The organism is Methyloterricola oryzae (genome assembly GCF_000934725.1).
GTDB lineage: Bacteria > Pseudomonadota > Gammaproteobacteria > Methylococcales > Methylococcaceae > Methyloterricola > Methyloterricola oryzae.
The window spans coordinates 71,047-87,985 of record NZ_JYNS01000009.1; the positions used below are offsets into that span (position 1 = coordinate 71,047).

General features: G+C 62.7%; 15 protein-coding genes. 13 read left to right on the forward strand and 2 right to left on the reverse strand.

The window, feature by feature from the left end:
* Positions 1-5: 5 nt before the first annotated feature.
* On the reverse strand, positions 6-1,709 hold the full coding sequence (locus tag EK23_RS13100; RefSeq protein ID WP_145998659.1) for a L,D-transpeptidase family protein: 1,704 nt from the start codon (positions 1,707-1,709) through the stop codon (positions 6-8).
* Between the two features lie 147 nt (positions 1,710-1,856).
* On the opposite strand from EK23_RS13100, the gene EK23_RS13105 reads away from it, so the two are divergent.
* From EK23_RS13105 to EK23_RS13135, 7 genes are all read left to right on the forward strand, one after another.
* A complete protein-coding gene (locus EK23_RS13105) occupies positions 1,857-2,324 on the forward strand; it encodes an SUF system Fe-S cluster assembly regulator (protein WP_045225825.1) in 468 nt (155 codons plus the stop codon).
* Between the two features lie 14 nt (positions 2,325-2,338).
* Positions 2,339-3,784 carry a Fe-S cluster assembly protein SufB gene (gene sufB / locus EK23_RS13110; RefSeq protein WP_045225924.1) on the forward strand — a complete coding sequence of 482 codons (1,446 nt, stop codon included), beginning with the start codon at positions 2,339-2,341 and terminating at the stop codon, positions 3,782-3,784.
* A 103-nt stretch (positions 3,785-3,887) separates the two neighbouring features.
* Positions 3,888-4,643 (forward strand): Fe-S cluster assembly ATPase SufC, encoded by a 756-nt coding sequence (sufC, locus tag EK23_RS13115; protein WP_045225826.1) that lies wholly within the window; start codon positions 3,888-3,890, stop codon positions 4,641-4,643.
* 2 nt (positions 4,644-4,645) lie between these two features.
* Complete coding sequence (sufD, locus tag EK23_RS13120) at positions 4,646-5,962, forward strand: Fe-S cluster assembly protein SufD (RefSeq protein ID WP_045225827.1); 1,317 nt, start codon at positions 4,646-4,648, stop codon at positions 5,960-5,962.
* A complete protein-coding gene (locus tag EK23_RS13125; RefSeq protein WP_045225828.1) occupies positions 5,959-7,221 on the forward strand; it encodes a cysteine desulfurase in 1,263 nt (420 codons plus the stop codon). Before sufD ends, EK23_RS13125 begins: the two co-directional genes overlap by 4 nt.
* Positions 7,221-7,673: a Fe-S cluster assembly sulfur transfer protein SufU gene (gene sufU / locus EK23_RS13130; RefSeq protein ID WP_045225829.1), complete on the forward strand. Its 453-nt coding sequence runs from the start codon at positions 7,221-7,223 to the stop codon at positions 7,671-7,673. The genes EK23_RS13125 and sufU overlap by 1 nt, the downstream gene beginning before the upstream one ends.
* A gap of 226 nt (positions 7,674-7,899) precedes the next feature.
* Positions 7,900-8,220 (forward strand): non-heme iron oxygenase ferredoxin subunit, encoded by a 321-nt coding sequence (locus EK23_RS13135; protein ID WP_045225830.1) that lies wholly within the window; start codon positions 7,900-7,902, stop codon positions 8,218-8,220.
* Positions 8,221-8,235: 15 nt separating this feature from the next.
* Here EK23_RS13135 and EK23_RS13140 read toward each other — a convergent pair whose 3' ends face one another.
* A complete protein-coding gene (locus EK23_RS13140; protein WP_045225831.1) occupies positions 8,236-8,616 on the reverse strand; it encodes a hypothetical protein in 381 nt (126 codons plus the stop codon).
* Between the two features lie 1,022 nt (positions 8,617-9,638).
* Here EK23_RS13140 and EK23_RS13150 point away from each other — a divergent pair.
* The 6 genes from EK23_RS13150 to EK23_RS13180 all read left to right on the forward strand — a co-directional run bounded on the left by EK23_RS13150 (position 9,639) and on the right by EK23_RS13180 (position 16,915).
* Entirely contained in the window at positions 9,639-10,481 is an 843-nt protein-coding gene (locus EK23_RS13150; RefSeq protein ID WP_158002503.1) for a HEAT repeat domain-containing protein, read from the forward strand.
* Positions 10,482-10,791: 310 nt separating this feature from the next.
* Complete coding sequence (locus tag EK23_RS13160) at positions 10,792-11,250, forward strand: hypothetical protein (protein WP_052808163.1); 459 nt, start codon at positions 10,792-10,794, stop codon at positions 11,248-11,250.
* Positions 11,251-11,482: 232 nt separating this feature from the next.
* Positions 11,483-11,749, forward strand: coding sequence for a DUF4266 domain-containing protein (locus EK23_RS22550; RefSeq protein WP_235282053.1), 267 nt, complete (start codon positions 11,483-11,485; stop codon positions 11,747-11,749).
* A gap of 10 nt (positions 11,750-11,759) precedes the next feature.
* Entirely contained in the window at positions 11,760-14,366 is a 2,607-nt protein-coding gene (locus tag EK23_RS13170; RefSeq protein WP_235282054.1) for a DUF3570 domain-containing protein, read from the forward strand.
* A 119-nt stretch (positions 14,367-14,485) separates the two neighbouring features.
* On the forward strand, positions 14,486-15,640 hold the full coding sequence (locus EK23_RS13175; protein WP_045225836.1) for an Lcl C-terminal domain-containing protein: 1,155 nt from the start codon (positions 14,486-14,488) through the stop codon (positions 15,638-15,640).
* A gap of 27 nt (positions 15,641-15,667) precedes the next feature.
* Positions 15,668-16,915 (forward strand): Lcl C-terminal domain-containing protein, encoded by a 1,248-nt coding sequence (locus EK23_RS13180; RefSeq protein WP_045225837.1) that lies wholly within the window; start codon positions 15,668-15,670, stop codon positions 16,913-16,915.
* Positions 16,916-16,939 lie beyond the last annotated feature (24 nt).

Below are 16,939 nucleotides of genomic sequence, written 5' to 3' on the forward strand. Positions count from 1 at the left end.
GTCGGTCAGACCGGGTAGGGGAAGCCCTTGGCGAGCAGGTCCTGCAGGATCTGGTCGTGTCCGTAGATGTCGTTGAAGAACATTACGTCGCCGCTGTCGTCCGCCAGCACGGTGGAATAGAACAGATACACCGGCAGACTCTTTTTCAAGCTCACGATCTTCGGCTTGTCGGCCTTCATGGCCTCCTCGATGCGTTCCCGCGTCCAGGGCTCAGCCTGCTCCGCCAGCACGTATTCCGCCAGTCCCACCGGGTCCTCGACGCGGATGCAGCCATGGCTGAAGTCGCGCCGCGCCTTCTTGAACAGGCCCTGGCTGGGCGTGCTGTGCAGATAGACGTTATTGGTATTGGGGAAGGCGAATTTCACCAGGCCAAGGGCATTCTTGGGCCCCGGCCTCTGCCGCAGCTTGAGGGCGCCGGTGGACAACTGCGCGATGGTGTCCAGATTGGGCTCGTACACCGGCGCATTGGGTGAGAAATTGGGGACGATCTCCATGTTGTTGCGTGCCAGATAACCCGGATTGCGCAGGAGGATGGGCAGGTACTCCTTGGCGGTGATCTTGTAGGGCACGTTCCAGTAGGGCCTGAAGTTCACATAGGTCATGTCCGAGTGGAACACCGGCGTATTGCGGCCATTGATGGCCTCGCCGACGATCACGTTCATCTTCAGGTCCGGCCTGCCCAGGTCGTCACTGAAGGCGAACAGTTCGAAGGAGGGTATGTTGACGATGATGTACCGTCCCTCGAAGCGCTCCGGCAGCCAGCGCAGGCGCTCCAGCCCTAGCTGAATCTGCTTGACCCGCGCGCTCAGCGGGTAGTTGAGGGCGGCCAGGGTGGTCTTGCCGATCACGCCATCGGCGGCCAGGCCGTGCCGCTTCTGAAAACTTTTGACCCCTGCTGCCAGGTCCTTGTCATAAATGTCGTTGTCGTGTGCGCTTTCCGGCATGTCGCCCAAGGTGGTCATCCAGAGCCGCAGGGTCTTGATCTCCGGATGGCGGTCGCCAGGCTTGAACTTGGCTGGAAAGCTGAACTGAGGCGGCTCGGGATTGGCGGCGGCCAATTGCTCGTAACGCGCCAGAGCGTGCTTGAGGCTTTCGTAAAGCTTGAGTTTGGGCTCCAGCGCGGATACCTGCTCGGCCGGATCGTGGCGGCTGGCCAGATCCTTGAGCAAGGCCGGCAGATCCAGCTTCTTGGGTGCGATGTCCAGGCCGAAGTTCACGTGTTGCGGGTTCACCCGGCCCACGTACAGGCTGGAGGCATAGCGCATCAGTTCGAGGCTCAGGGCGACGTCGAAGGACGCGAGATTTTGCGGGCTCGCGTGTTGTCCGCTGTCGATCTGATGCAGCCAGTCATGCAATAACTTGGTGTCGTAATCCTCGGGGTTGAGGCCGCGGCTGGAGGCCTCCGCCAGGCTCGCCACCACGGCTTTGGCCTGGCTGCTGGCGCGGCCTTCCCGTGTCCACAGGGGGCGGAATTGATTGCCCTGGTAAAGCTGCTGCAGGGCCGGCTGCATATCCGGGAACTGGCTCCAGCGCAGCTTGGGGTGCACGCCTTCGCGCAGGAGGGCCTGGATGCCTCCGGCCAGGGGATTGTCGGCCATGCCGGGCAATTCGGGCGTGTCGGCGGCCAAGGCGCTGCCCGCCCAGAGCAGGAGCCATGCCAGAAAGTTCAGCCAGGAGGTGTCGTGCATCCGCGCTTGTCGTGAGCTCACCCTTTGCTATTCCTTATGTGGAGTTGGGAGCCCCTATCTAAACGTGTTAGGCGGCGGCGATCAAGTGCGCGCCATGCCTGAATGAAATGCCCAAGGTGTTTACTGCGTTTTTAATTAGGACTAAAATGGTCCTCAATTGGAGGGCGCATGCTTAAAATCAGCAGACTGACCGACTACGCTGTGGTGATGCTCGGCTACATGGCGAAGCACCCGGAGCACACCTTCGCCGCCGGCGAGATCGCCGATGCGACGGGGGTGGCTGTGCCCACCGTCAGCAAGATCCTCAAGGCCCTGGCCAAGGCGCGGATCCTGAAGTCGACGCGCGGCGCCAAGGGCGGCTATGCCCTGGCCCACACTCCGGAGGGAACCAGCGTGGCGGCGGTGATCTATGCCCTGGAAGGCCCTATCGCCCTGACCGAATGCGAAGGCGAGCGCGGCGGCTGCGAACAGTCTTCCTCCTGCGACGCGCGCGGCAGCTGGGAAGTGATCAACCGGGCCGTGCGGGCGGCGCTGGAATCGGTGAGCCTGGCCGACATGGCGCGTCCCGGCGGGAAACTGCCGGATGAATACCGCATTCCGGTCGCCAGTATCCAAAAATCAATCAAGAACTATTGAGCGGAGAGATCGCCATGTCAGCAACGGCGCAGACCATCGAGAAATTCATCTCCCAGGAATACAAGCAGGGATTCGTAACCGAGCTTGAGTCCGACACCTTTCCGCCGGGACTCAACGAGGACGTGATCCGCGCCATCTCCCTGAAGAAGCGCGAACCCGACTGGATGCTGCAATGGCGCATCGAGGCCTACCGGCACTGGCTCACCATGAGCGAGCCGAGTTGGGCCTACGTGGATTATCCGCCGGTGGACTACCAGGCCATCAGTTATTACTCCGCGCCCAAGTCCAAGGAAGCCCCCAAGAGCCTGGACGAGGTGGATCCCAAATTGCTGGAGACCTACAAGAAGTTGGGCATCCCGCTGTACGAGCAGGAGCGCCTGGCGGGCGTGGCGGTCGACGCGGTGTTCGATAGTGTCTCGGTCGCCACCACCTTCAAGGACAAGCTGGCGGCGGTGGGCGTCATCTTCTGTTCCATGTCCGAGGCCATCCAGAACCACCCCGACCTGGTGCGGCAATACCTGGGGAGCGTGGTGCCCACCGGTGACAATTTCTTCGCCGCCCTCAACTCGGCGGTGTTTACCGACGGTTCCTTCGTCTACATCCCCAAGGGCGTGCGCTGCCCCATGGAACTGTCTACCTATTTTCGCATCAACGCGGCCAAGACCGGCCAGTTCGAACGCACCCTCATCATCGCCGACGAGGGCAGCCATGTGTCCTATCTGGAAGGTTGTACCGCGCCCATGCGCGATGAAAACCAGTTACATGCCGCGGTGGTGGAACTGGTGGCGCTGGACGATGCCCAGATCAAGTATTCCACGGTGCAGAACTGGTATCCGGGGGATGAAGAGGGTCGCGGCGGCATCTATAACTTCGTCACCAAGCGCGGCGAGTGCCGGGGTGTGAACTCGAAGATTTCCTGGACCCAGGTGGAGACGGGCTCGGCCATCACCTGGAAATACCCCAGTTGCATCCTCAAAGGCGACAATTCCATCGGCGAGTTCTATTCCGTGGCGGTCACCAATCACCGCCAGCAGGCCGACACCGGCACCAAGATGGTCCACATCGGCAAGAACACGCGCAGCACCATCATTTCCAAGGGCATTTCTGCCGGCCGCGCGCAGAATAGCTACCGCGGATTGGTGAAAGTGCTCAAGGGCGCCGAAAACGCCCGCAATTACACCCAGTGCGACTCGCTGCTGATCGGCGACCGCTGCGGCGCCCACACCTTCCCGTACATCGAGGTGAAGCAGCCCACAGCCCAGGTGGAGCATGAGGCGTCCACCTCCAAGATCAGCGAGGACCAGTTGTTTTTCTGCCAGCAGCGCGGGCTTTCCGCCGAAGATGCCGTGTCCATGATCGTCAACGGCTTCTGCAAGGAAGTGTTCAAGGAACTGCCCATGGAGTTCGCCGTGGAAGCGCAGGCGCTGCTGGGCATCAGCCTGGAAGGCAGCGTCGGTTAGATGCATGCCCGCGAGTGATGCGCCTCCCGAGGTCGGCGCATCCTAATATGAGTTGCGCAAACGAATTCCGGTGCACTAGGCACCTCAAGATAGGTCAATAACCATGTTGAAGATCGAGAACCTGCACGTACGCGTCGAGGACAAGCCCATACTCAAGGGCATCAGCCTGCACATCAAGCCGGGCGAGGTGCATGCCATCATGGGGCCCAACGGTTCCGGCAAGAGCACCCTGTCCCATGTGCTGGCGGGCCGCGATGGCTACGAGGTCACCGAAGGCAGCATTACCTACCAGGGCCGCGACCTGCTGGCCATGAGCCCGGAGGAGCGCGCGCGGGAGGGGGTGTTCCTGGCCTTCCAGTACCCGGTGGAGATTCCCGGCGTCAGCAACGTCTATCTGCTCAAGGCCGCCCTGAACGCCGTGCGCAAGCACCGCGGCTTGAATGAACTGGACGCTATGGACTTCCTCAAGATCATCAAGGAGAAGGTCAAGCTGGTGGACATGGACGAGCAGTTCCTCTATCGGGCGGTCAACGAGGGTTTCTCGGGCGGCGAGAAGAAGCGCAACGAAATCCTGCAGATGGCGGTGCTGGAGCCTTCTTTGTGCATCCTGGACGAAACCGATTCGGGCCTGGACATCGACGCCCTCAAGATCGTCTCCGAAGGCGTGAACTCCCTGCGCGCCGCCGACCGATCCTTCGTTCTGGTCACCCATTACCAGCGCCTGCTGGATTACATTAAACCCGATCAGGTGCATGTGCTGGCCCACGGCCGCATCGTCAAGACCGGCGGCGCCGGCCTGGCGCTGGAGTTGGAAAGCAAGGGCTACGGCTGGATCGAGCAAGCGGCGGTGGGGGCCTGAGCATGACGGCGGCGGATTATCTACAATATTATCAAGGACTGGCCGGGAGTTTGCCGGGCCAGCACCTGGGTTGGCTCCAGGCCCGGCGGCAGGCGGCGGGCGCCTTGTTCGCGGCGGGCGGATTTCCTTCCCCGCGGGCGGAGGAATGGCGCTACACCAACGTCTCGCCTATCGAGCGCAAGCTGTTCAAGCCCGCACTGGCTGCCGCCGAAGCAGTGGGCTTTCCGAAGTGGGCCGAGTCCTTTCGTCTGGCCGATGCCTGGTCGTTGGTATTGGTGGATGGCCAGTTCCAGGTGTCCGCCTCGCGCCTTGAGGGCCTGCCGGATGGCGTGACCGTCCTGTCCATGGCCGAAGCTTTGTCAAAAACGCCGGAGCGGCTGGAAGCACTGCTGGGCAGCGCGCTGTCCGGCGAGTTGCACGGCTTCATCGCCATGAACACCGCCTTCTTCTCAGATGGCGTCTTCATCGACCTGCCGCGCGGCGTCGTGCTGGAACGTCCCCTGCAGATACTCCACATCGCCACCAGCCCCGAAATGCTGGCCAATACCCGCAGCGTGGTGTGCCTGGGCGCCAGTGCCCAGGGGTATCTAGTGGAGACCTTCGCCGGCGCGGCGGGCCTGGGCTATCTCAGCAATGCGGTGACGGAGATCGTGCTGGAGGAGGGCGCGCGACTGGAGCATTGCAAGTTGCAGTGCGAGTCCGCGCGCGCCTACCATTTCGGCGGTGTCTACGTGAGCCAGCAGCGTGACGCCCGTTTCGTCCAGCATAACCTGGCTTTCGGCGGGCTGCTGGCCCGCAACGAGATTCACGCCGCCTTGGGGCAGGGCGCGGAATGCGAGATGAACGGCTTGTTCCTTACCCGCGAACGTCAGCATGTGGACAACCACACCCTCATCGATCACCGCGAGCCTCGGGGCGTCAGCCGCGAGACCTACCGGGGTGTCCTGAGCGAGCGCAGCCGCGGCGTGTTCCAGGGTCGCATCATCGTCCAGCCCGACGCGCAGAAGACACAGGCGGAAATGAACAACCGCAACCTGCTGCTGTCGGACGATGCGGAAATCGACACCAAGCCGCAGCTCGAGATCCTGGCCGACGACGTAAAGTGCGCCCATGGCGTGACCGTGGGCCAGTTGGCCGCCGAGTCGGTGTTCTATCTGGTCTCGCGCGGCATCGACCGCGAGTCCGCCCGCAATATGTTGACCTTCGCCTTCGCCAACGAGATGGTGGAGAAAATCCCCCTGCCCGGCCTCAAGGTGCAGGTGCAAGAGCAATTGCTGAATCTGTTCCCGCAATCGGGCATCCGGAGGGACTGGCTATGAGCGCCCAGCCTGCAGCGGCCCCGTCTCGCACCACCCCGTCTGGATTTGACGTAAAGGCGATTCGGGCGGACTTTCCCATCCTGTCACAGACCATCCACGGCAAGCCCCTGGTCTATCTGGACAACGCGGCTACCACCCAGAAGCCGAGGGCCGTCATCGAGACCATCCGGAAGGTGTACGAGCAGGATTATTCCAATGTGCACCGCGGCGTACACACCCTGAGCCAGCGCTCAACCGACCTGTTCGAAGGCGCGCGCGAGAAGCTGAGGGGTTTCATCAACGCCCGACAGGCGAAGGAAGTCATCTTCGTGCGCGGGGCCACCGAGGCGATCAACCTGGTGGCGCAGAGCTACGGCCGGGCCAACATCGGGTCGGGGGACGAGATTCTCATCACAGCCATGGAGCACCACGCCAACATCGTGCCCTGGCAGATGCTCTGCCAGCAAACCGGCGCGGTGCTCAAGGTCGCGCCCATGTCCTGCTCCGGCGATCTGCTGATGGCGGAATTCGAGGCCCTGCTGTCGGAGCGGACCAAGCTGGTTTCCGTGGCGCACATGTCCAATGCCCTGGGTACGGTGAACCCGGTGGCGCGTATCGTCGAACTGGCCCATGCCCGCGGCGTGCCGGTGCTGCTGGACGGCGCCCAGTCCATCCCGCACATGCCGGTAGACGTCCAGGCCTTGGACTGCGATTTCTACGCCTTCTCCGGCCACAAGCTATACGGGCCTTCCGGCATCGGCGTGCTCTATGGCAAGGCGGAGCTGCTGGAGGCGATGCCGCCCTATCAGGGCGGGGGCGACATGATCCGCATGGTGACCTTCGAGCGCACCGAGTACAACACGTTGCCCTACAAGTTCGAGGCGGGCACGCCCAATATCGCCGACGCCATCGCGCTGGGCACGGCCATCGATTACCTGAACGGAATCGGCATGGAGGCGATCGCCCATTACGAGCATGAACTGCTGGACTACGCGACCCGGCGCGCCCAGGAGATTCCGCAGCTCACCATCATCGGCAATGCGGCGGAAAAGGGCGCGATACTCTCCTTCACCCTGGAGCGCATCCACCCCCACGACATCGGGACCATCCTGGACCAGTTGGGCATCGCCGTGCGCGCGGGGCACCATTGCGCCATGCCGGTCATGGACTTCTTCGGCGTGCCCGCGACGGCCCGCGCTTCCTTCTCTTTCTACAACACCGTCGAGGAAGTCGACATCCTGATGGACGGGATCAAGCAACTCATTGAGGTGTTCGGCTGATGTTGGACCAGATCCGGGATCTGTATCAGGAAGTGGTGTTCGACCATAACCGCAACCCGCGCAATTTCCGCGTCATGGAGGATGCCACCCGCACCATCCAGGGTTTCAACCCCCTCTGCGGCGACCGCATTACCCTGTACGTGAAGGTGGTGGACGGCGTAATCGACGACGTCAGTTTTCAGGGTTCAGGCTGCGCCATTTCCACCGCCTCGGCATCTCTCATGACCGAGATCGTGCGCGGGCAGACCGAGGACCAGGCCCATGCCTTGTTCGATCTGTTCCATCGCATCACCACAGGGCAGGAGGAGGACGCCAACCTAGATGCCATCGGCAAACTGGCCGTCCTGGCCGGGGTGCGCGCGTACCCGGCGCGGGTAAAGTGCGCGACCCTGCCCTGGCATTCCCTGGAGGCGGCGCTGAAGGGCGAGGAGGCCAGCATCAGCACTGAGTAGGGCGCGCGTAGAGCGCCCGGCGCCCGGTTCCCACGCGGAGCGTGGGAACCAGAAAGTATGGTGAGGCGCCCACGCGGCGCGCGGGAACCGGATAGTGAAGTCAGGCGTCCGCGCGGAGCTCGCGAACCAAAAGGTTTAATTTATTTCTCGTTCCCACGCTCTGCATGGGAACGCTATAGGCCCTGCGCTCTGCGCGAACCGCCAAAAACAACAAGACCTGCGAAGAATGAGCGACTGGATCGATGTGGCCCCCGAGGCCAGCTTGCATGAGGGCGAGCATGTGGTGGTGGACGTGGACGGCGTGGACGTCGCGGTGTTCTGCCTGGACGGCGGCTTCTACGCCATCGAGGATGCCTGCACCCATGACGGCGCCGAGATCGCCAGCGGGCGGCTGGATGGGGCTGAGATCATCTGTCCGCGCCATGGAGCCCGCTTCTGTATAAAGACCGGCAAGGTCCTGAAGGCGCCAGCCTATGAAGACCTGGTTTGCTACCCGGTGCGAGTGGAAAACGGCGTGATCCAGGTGCGCGACGAACGCTGGGATTAAGGCGCGCAGCCGACTTCAGCTGGTCAGCACCATCAGCGCCAGGAAGGCGCAGACACTGGCGGCATAACCCAGCTTCTTGAACCAGGGCAGCAGGCCCCACCAAGTCCAGAACTCATCCTGCTTGGCCTGCTTCCAGGCCAGGCCCCTCTCCTTGTAGGCCAGATACAGCCGGCGTACCTTGAAGCCGGCCCAGGTCAGCAGCGCGATGAATACGGCGAGCCCAGTCCAGGCCGTGGCGAGTTGCGATTCTTCCGGCGATAGCGATAGAAGTTCCTCATACATCACGTCCACGGTCAGTTCCAGCCACTCCAGGGCCAGGATGACGGCGTGCGCCAGCCACTCCAGCAGCGTATCCCACATGATCGCAAAGGCGATCAGTCCGGCGATGATCCACATTCTTTTACGGGTAATGGCGTTCTCCTCGGAAGGCAGTGGCTACAAGCGCGATTCTGGATGATGGAGGGTGCTGCCTTCGCGCTGATGCGCGAGATCACGGCAGCCTCGGAAAGGTACAAAAATGGCAGAAAGCGCGGCCTCATGCAAGCGGCCTGGCCTCTCGTCTGGTGCGCTGCAAGGGCGGGCAAGGCCTTGGTTCGCGCGGCATCGAATAAGAGCCACATCGGCGTGTATTGACAGGCCCTGAAATCGGCCGGGTTACTGCGGGCATGGATGTCCCGTAGTGGCCACCGCCCGCATCATCCAAGTTCGGGCGCCTACCGGCCTTGAAGCCGGCCCGAAGCACCGGGAGGGGATTTTGGGGCCTGATCAATAAACCCAATCCGGCTGTGGCACTCAGGCGCAACAGGATCGCGCTCTCGGCTGACGATGCGGGATATCACTCACTGGCAAGGACCCGGCGCGGCGTCATTCTGCTACGGGGTACTTGGAAGATCAGCGGAATCGTTGTAGCGCTTGCCAATGGAAGATGCAGACGACGGGTGTAAACACACGGGCTGGAATCCAGTCTGCCTGTATCCCCAATTCTCCCCTACGGATAAGGTCTGTTCGCCAGCTTGACTTCGTATCGTGACACTTCCCCCATCCGCCCTTGCTTCAGACTTCGCGATCATCCTAAGACGAGGCGGCGCCGGCTTCTCTCCTTCGTTTCGGAATGTGAGTCATGTAAGACATATGCGTGTGTGAGCTAACCCATATATTGCGTGAAATCGCGCAGTTGCTGCGGGTGAAATCGCGCCCCTGATGCGTGTGGCGACCGCCATCCACTGAAAATTCCTTCGAAATTTCCCCACCCGTCTACCCAAACCATTGCCCTGTCGGGGAAAAAGACCACTTCACATAAATCACGCAAAGAGTGTCCGGGTTTAGTGGTACGACAAATGCGTGCACCTAGTGCCGAAATGCGATGCGATCGCTTCCGGTGTGCAAGCGTCAGTTCCCATTCATCAGGCAAATTCGCAATGAGGTCATTTCGATATTCACGGCTGCTGTTGTCCATGCTGGGCGCGCTTTCCCTCTGCGCTACTGCGGCCGAACCCGCAGGCGAAAAGCCTGAGGTTCATGTGACGCTCGGTGGCGAGCCGGCTGTCCTGTCCGTGGACGCCAAGCACGCGAAGCTGGGACAAATCATCGAAGCCCTGGCCAAGAAGACCGGGGTCAAGGCGCATTACGGCGTGTTGCCGGAGGATCCAGTTTCGGCTGCCTGCGCCGGAGAGGACATCAAGAGCGTCATGCAATGCCTCCTCGGCTCCAATGCCAATCTCCTTTACCGCGCGGGCAAGGGAGCACCGTCGGCATCGGGCGGTGACATCTGGGTGCTGGGCTCAAGCCTGGCCGACGGCCAGGGCGAGTGTGTGCCTTCCAATGGCAAGCACTCGGCAGCCGGTGATACGGCCGGCAAAGCCATGGATCCGGCGGAATTGAAGCGCTTCGTGGACATGGCCGGTTCAGAGGATGCCGCGCTGCGGGCGGATGCGCTCTCACAATTGACTGCCGAAGGCCAGATCGGCGATGCCGCCGTGCGCCATGTGTTTGCCTCGGCCATGTCCGACAAGGATCCGAAGGTTAGGGCGCAAGCGGTTTACGGCTTGTCTCGAGCGGGCGGAAGCGAAGCCATGGGTTTCATTCAGGAAGCACTGCAAGACAGTGACGCCGACGTGCGCCTGATGGCCGTGGACAGCATTGCGGCTGACGATGCGAACGGCACCGCCCTGTTGAAGCAGGCGCTCAACGATGGCGATCAGGTCGTCCGCGAACTGGCGGAAGCCAAGATGCAGTCCCTGGAAAGCGCCGGGGCGCAGTGATGCGCCACGAGTCTTTGGAGTTGCTGCAGGCGGGCTCGATCGCCGCGGGTATGCGTAGGCATGGGCAATGGATTGGCGGAGCGGATGATCGCATGTCCGCCCCCGGCATTCAGCCCACCGGAGGCCTTCCGGCGGGCTGCACTGGGCGCATGGGAAGGCGTTTGCCGCGTGGCGCATGGCGCAGCGGCCGGCTCTGGGGGCGCAATGACCTTGGGGCCAGGTTCACGTCGTTCGGAGGGATGAGTGCGGTGTGGGCCAACACTTTACAACAACCAACACAATGGCCGGATTAGGCCGGAGGAAACATACGATGAAACGGTTCGAAATGAAATCCGCGGCAGCTGCCGCAACTCTGCTGGCGATGGGCGCTTATGCCGGTGGCGCGTTCGCGCATACGCAAGGGGGCGGGCTGGGGGGAAGCGCTGCCGCGGTGGACTACTACCAGGTGACCTGTTCCAACGACGGCAGCGGCGCGCCGCTTTCGCTGGAGGCGCAGATTGCAGACAACAGCGGCAACGGGTCGCGAGCGATCGCACTGATCCAGAAGGGCAATCTCGCCAGCAACGCCACCGACGCTACCGAGGGTGATGGCATTGCAGCCTACGGTGCCTTCGTCTTCGTTAATGGCGGTGCCGGTGTCTATAACCTGTCTGTTGCACACACTGCTGCTGCAGCGGATACCTATCAGGTTCAGTTTCACTGCATGACCGGCAATAACGGGACGGGTGTGCATACCGGCACGGCCGTTTCTAACAAGCAGAACCAGTAAGCTCTTTACGTTCTTGCTCTTGTGCCAGCCCTGCTTGCGGGGCTGGTCTGGTCTGGGGGCTCGGTTGGTCCTGCCCCCGTACCGGCGATGGCCGGCTCGGACCGCCTCCTTCTTCCGGGCCAACTGGCCGGAGTGCTGGCGGCGCGGGTGCGTAGCAGAGAAGAATGGTATGTGCCTCGAATTGAACGATTTCAAGCGGTTAGGCAGGGGGCAGGGCCATGGCCCGTTGTCCTTGCCCTGCAATAGGAACAACGCCGCAAACCGGCGCCTGACTGCCCGCGGGTTGCGGCTGGTGGCCGCCGGGCTGCTGGCCGGGCCGGCTCTGGCCTTGCCCGGCTGCGCGGACGTGCAGCCTTGGCAGCGTGGCCATCTGGCCAAGCCGCAAATGCAATTGGAGCCTCTGCCGGTGCAGAGGACGGTGCGCGAGCACACCTACGTCAGCCGCGAAGCCACCATGGGCGGCGGCGGTGCCTCGGGGGGCGGCTGTGGCTGCAACTGAGCGCTTGCGGTTGAGGCAACGCCCTCTGGTCCGTGCGATCCGCGACGCGATAGCGCTGCTCCGCCGAAAACGCAGGCGGCGTTCCGCGCTGGCTGTAGCGGCCCAGGCTTCCCCGGCACTCAAGGCGCTCACCGCCGCCGCCATGGCGCTGCCGGGCCTGGGCCCGGCGCCGTCGCATGCCGCCCCGGGCGACCTGGGCACTTTCAGCTACGGCCATTACACGGAAAGTGCCCGCGATCTCTACGGTATCAAGAGCGCCTACAAGCCCATCCAGGTGGACAGCTTGTTCGGCAGTGCCCACGTGACCCTGGCGGACCGCTGGAAGCTGGATTTCAATTTCACCCAGGATACGTGGGGCGGTGCCACGCCCATGGCGACGGCGCCTCTGGCCTGGGGCGGTAATCAATACGGCCAGACTCTAACAGGTGCGACGCCGTATCTTGCTTTGACTTCGGCCTATGTGGATGCCGATTTGAATCCCTATGGCCCCTACAGTTCTGGCACCCTTAATGCCATACGTAAAGACACGAGGCTGGCGCACACCCTGTCCACCGCCTCGCCGGAAACCCGCCAGCAGGGCGATCTGCATGTGACCCGGGAGTGGGATGATTTCGCCCTCACCGCCGGGGCGGGGGCCTCCATAGAGAACGACTACCACTCCTACTTTGGCGATCTGGGCGGGCGCTGGGACCTGAACCGCAAACTGACCAGCCTGACCCTCGGGCTGAGCTACACCAATGACAGCACCTACGCGCAGTTGGACCCAGGTGCCTTCAGCTACTTCAGTATTGACGCCTACAAGAACCAGATTAAGAACATACCGGACCCGAATTCCGCCAATGTGCGGCATATCCTGGAGGGCACGCGGCAGGACTGGGGCACACGCCTGGGATTGAGCCAGATCCTCACCAAGGACGCCTTCATCGAGACCGGGCTGGGGTTCCGCCGCAGCACCGGCTACCTGGGCAATCCCTACAAGACGGTCGAATTCGCCTTCGTCGACCCGTCGCAGACGCCCGATACGACGTCGCTGCCCGGCGTGTCGCTGTACGCCGCCACCACCGGCGCGGTGATGGAGAAGCGGCCCGAGGAGCGCAACCAATGGACCTGGGACATGCGCTACGTGCAGTACGTGGAGCCGCTGGACGCCGCCCTGCACCTGGGCTACCGCTTCTACAGCGACGACTGGGGCATCGACTCCCACACCTTCGACGTGGACTGGGGCCAGCCCTTGGGCGGCGGCTGGACCGTCACCCCGCATTTCCGCTACTACTCCCAATCGGAGGCGGATTTCTACCAGCCCTATTTCATTTACCGGCAGGCCGCACCCCTGGACCCGGTGTCCGGCAAGGTGAACGCCAACCGCCTGCCGGTGGACGCCTATTCGAGCGATCAGCGCCTGTCCGGCTACGGGGCGGTGAGCGGCGGAGTGACGGTGGCCAAGGCCATCGGCAAGGCCATCACCCTGGAAGCGGCCTTCGAATACTACTCCCACGCCGGCAACCTCAAGCTGGGCGGCGGCGGAGAACCCAGTTACGCCGATTTCGGCTATTACCAGTGGAACGCCGGACTCAAGGTGGACCTGTCCGCTCCCAGCCTGTTCGACACGGGCGGCGATGAGCATGCCCACCACCACCATCACGGAGGCCATGGCGGGCATGGGGGCGCGCCGGCCGGGGTGATGTTCGGCCACATGTTGCATGAGGCGGGCCAGGTGATGGTCGGCTACCGCTACATGTACAACCTGCAGCGCGGCAACATGCTGCACGGCTCGGACAAGGCGAGCGACGGCCAGATCGTCGCCAATGGCTGCGGCAATATCCAGTGCCGCGAGGCTTCCCAGGACATGAGCATGCACATGCACATGCTCGATCTGATGTACGCCCCCACGGACTGGCTGAACCTGATGCTGATGCCGCAGTTCGTCTCCATGGAGATGACCCTGAGGACCCTGGATGGGGCGCCGCCGCCCTCCGGCCAGCACAACCACACCCGGCCTACCCACACCACCGGCGGCGTGGGCGACATCGGCATGTACGCCCTGGTGAAGCTGCTGGATCAGCCGGGGCACCATGTGCATGCCGGCATCGGCATCAGCGCGCCGACCGGGTCCGTCAAGGAAAAGATGCACGGCAACGACCTGATCCACTATGGCATGCAATTGGGCAGCGGTACCTGGGACTTCAAGCCCAGCCTCACCTACCTGGGCGACGCCGGAGACTGGAACTGGGGAGCGCAGCTCAGCGGCACCAAACGCCTGGAGGACAAGAACGAAGTGGGCTTCACCTTCGGCGACATCTTCCAGAGCACCGCCTGGGGCGGCTATGCACTGACGGACTGGCTCAATGCCACCGTGCGCGGCGTGTACACCCTGCAAGGCTCCATCCACGGCGAGTACAACCAGCCCCACAGCGAGACGGGCCCCATGGACTTTCCCAATTCCTACGGCGGGCATTACTGGGACGTGGGCTTCGGCCTCAACGCCAACGTGAGCAGCGGACCCTTCGAGGGCAACAACTTCGCCGTGGAATGGCTGCAGCCGGTGGAAGACCACGTGAACGGATACCAGCAGGAGCGCCGCGGCGCCTTGTCCGCCACCTGGAGCGTGGCGTTTTGAGCATCGGACAGCGCGCCAGGGATAGCAACGGGAAGGGGCGGGCGCTCGCCGCCCCGCCTAGCCGCAAAAGGCCATTGGGATACACAGACAACGACAAATCAATACTTCGCGGAGGAATCATGAACTACTTGAGCAAGCGACCGGGAGCCGCCACCACCCTGGGGCTCTGCGCCGTCCTCGTGGCGGGTGCCGCGCGGGCCGAGCTGCAGGACCAGGGCGACGGCACGGTACTGGATACGGCGACCAGCCTCGTCTGGCTGAAGGACGCCAATCTGTTCTTCACCCAATATCAGGCCAATCCGGGAATCATCAATGAAATCGTCGCCGGCGCACCGGCCCTGGATGACATAAGCACCGGGGGGCCCCATGTCTGGAACAAGGATGGGACCCTGACGGACATCTATACCGATTTCGTCGATTCGAATGCCACCAACGCCGGGCCGGGCGTCGATGGCGCCATGACCTGGTTCGGCGCCATGGCCTGGGTCAACTGGCTGAATGCTCAGAACTACCTGGGACACAATGACTGGCGACTGCCCAGCGTGAAGCCGCTCAATGGCACGAGCTTCGACTTCAGCGGCAGCCAACGCAAATGCAACGGTACTCTGGATACCGACCCTTGGATCACCAGCCCGTTCAACGAGTTGTCCAACCTCTTTTATTCCGCCCTGGGTAATCAGGCCGGCAAGCAGAAAGGAGATTGCGACAAGGTCACCAGCGAGGATCCGAATACCTACGGCCTGCTCAACGTGGGGCCATTCCAGAACTTCAAAAAGCGGCAGTATTGGACTGCCACCGACTACACGGATCCCAACAACGCCCCGGGGTCAGCCTGGACCTTTGACATGACCTCCGGAGAGCCGGCTATCGGTGACAAGGTTTTCTCCCAGTATTACGCCCTGCCCGTGCGCGGCACGGCGACTGGGGCTACGCCGCTCCCGAGCACCTCGCCTACCCCGACGCCGGCCCCAACCGGAGGCTACGCCCTGCTGGATACGGTCAGTTGCACCCAACTGGATGCCAAGGGCCGCCGCTTCCGCTTCGACATCCTGGTTGCGAACCAGGGCGCCAAGAAGAAGCCGGCCGGGACGCTGGCGCTGAGCGCCACCCGGGGCAGCAAGTCATTCAAGATCGCTGCGCGGAAGGTGTTGCTCAAGCCCGGCGCGCAAAAGGCCCTAAAAGTGACATTGCGCGCGAAAGGCACCGGCGACGTGGTGTTCAAGGCCACCCTCGGCAGCACCGAGGTGTCGGCCACCTGTTCCGCCACCAACTGAGTTACGGTCCCCATTGGAGTTTAGGTAATGAAAGTCAAGAATAACGAACACCGCATGGCCTTGCTCGCGGCCGTGCTCCTAGCCGGCTGCATGGTGCCCGGCTACTCTCAGGCCGCCCTGCAGGACATGGGTGATGGCACTGTCTACGACACTAACCTGAAAGTCTACTGGCTCAAGGACGCCAACCTGCTCAACACCCAGTACCAGAAGGATCCGTCCATCCTGCAGTCCATTGTTGACGCGGCTCCCGCCCTGGATGATCCCAATGCCGGCGGTCCGCACGAGTGGAACAAGGACGCGACGCTGACCGATGTCTACGCCGATTTCATCAATCCCAACGCGTCCAACGCAGGGCCCGGAGTGGATGGCGGAATGACCTGGTTTGGGGCCATGGCCTGGGTCAACTGGCTGAACGTGACGAATTACCTCGGGCACGCCGACTGGCGCCTGCCCAACGTCAAGCCACAAAACGGCACGGACTTCGTCTTCAGTGGAGAATCCAAGTGCGACGGCGTGCTGGACATGGATCCCTGGGGCACCGGGCCCGCCAACGAGTTGTCGCACCTTTTTTACGCGTCCCTGGACAACAAGGCTGGAGTGGTCAAGGGCGACTGCAATAAGGTGACCAGTGAAGATCCGGTGAACTATGGTCTGAATAACACCGGACCGTTCCAGAACTTCAAGAAAAACGCCTATTGGACGGGAACCGACTACACGGACCCTAATTCGTCCCCGGGGCAAGCTTTTGCTTTCGACATGGTTTCTGGCGCGCCTAACGTGGGTGACAAGTTATTCACTTCCGGCTACGCCTTGGCGGTGCGCTTGCTGGCGCCTGGCGAAGCGCCGCCCTCGCCGGCGCCATCAGCCTCCCCAGCACCCAGTGCTTCGCCGTCCCCGGTCGCCTCTCCGGCGCCCAGCGCTTCACCATCGCCCTCCGCAAGTCCGTCGCCCACGCCGGTTCCGATCATCGGGGCTGGCTATGGCTTCTCAGCCGTCGCGAGCTGCCAGCGGGTCGGCAAGAGCGGACGCCGCGCCCAATTGTCGGTGCTGATTGCCAACTCCGGTAGCCAATCCAAGCCGGGTAGCGTTTTGCAGGTGCAACTGGTTCAGGACGGCCAGAGCCGGACGCTAAAGGCTCGCAAGGTCAAGCTGAAGGCCGGAAAGACGAAGCTGCAGAAGTTCGTCACCCGGGTGAAGGTCGAGGCCCCGCTGCAATTCACTGCCCGCCTCAGTGACGGCGTGAACACTGTCGAGAGCAGCTGCCAGGTCCAGTAGGCGTAACTCGGCTGGGGCGCGCAG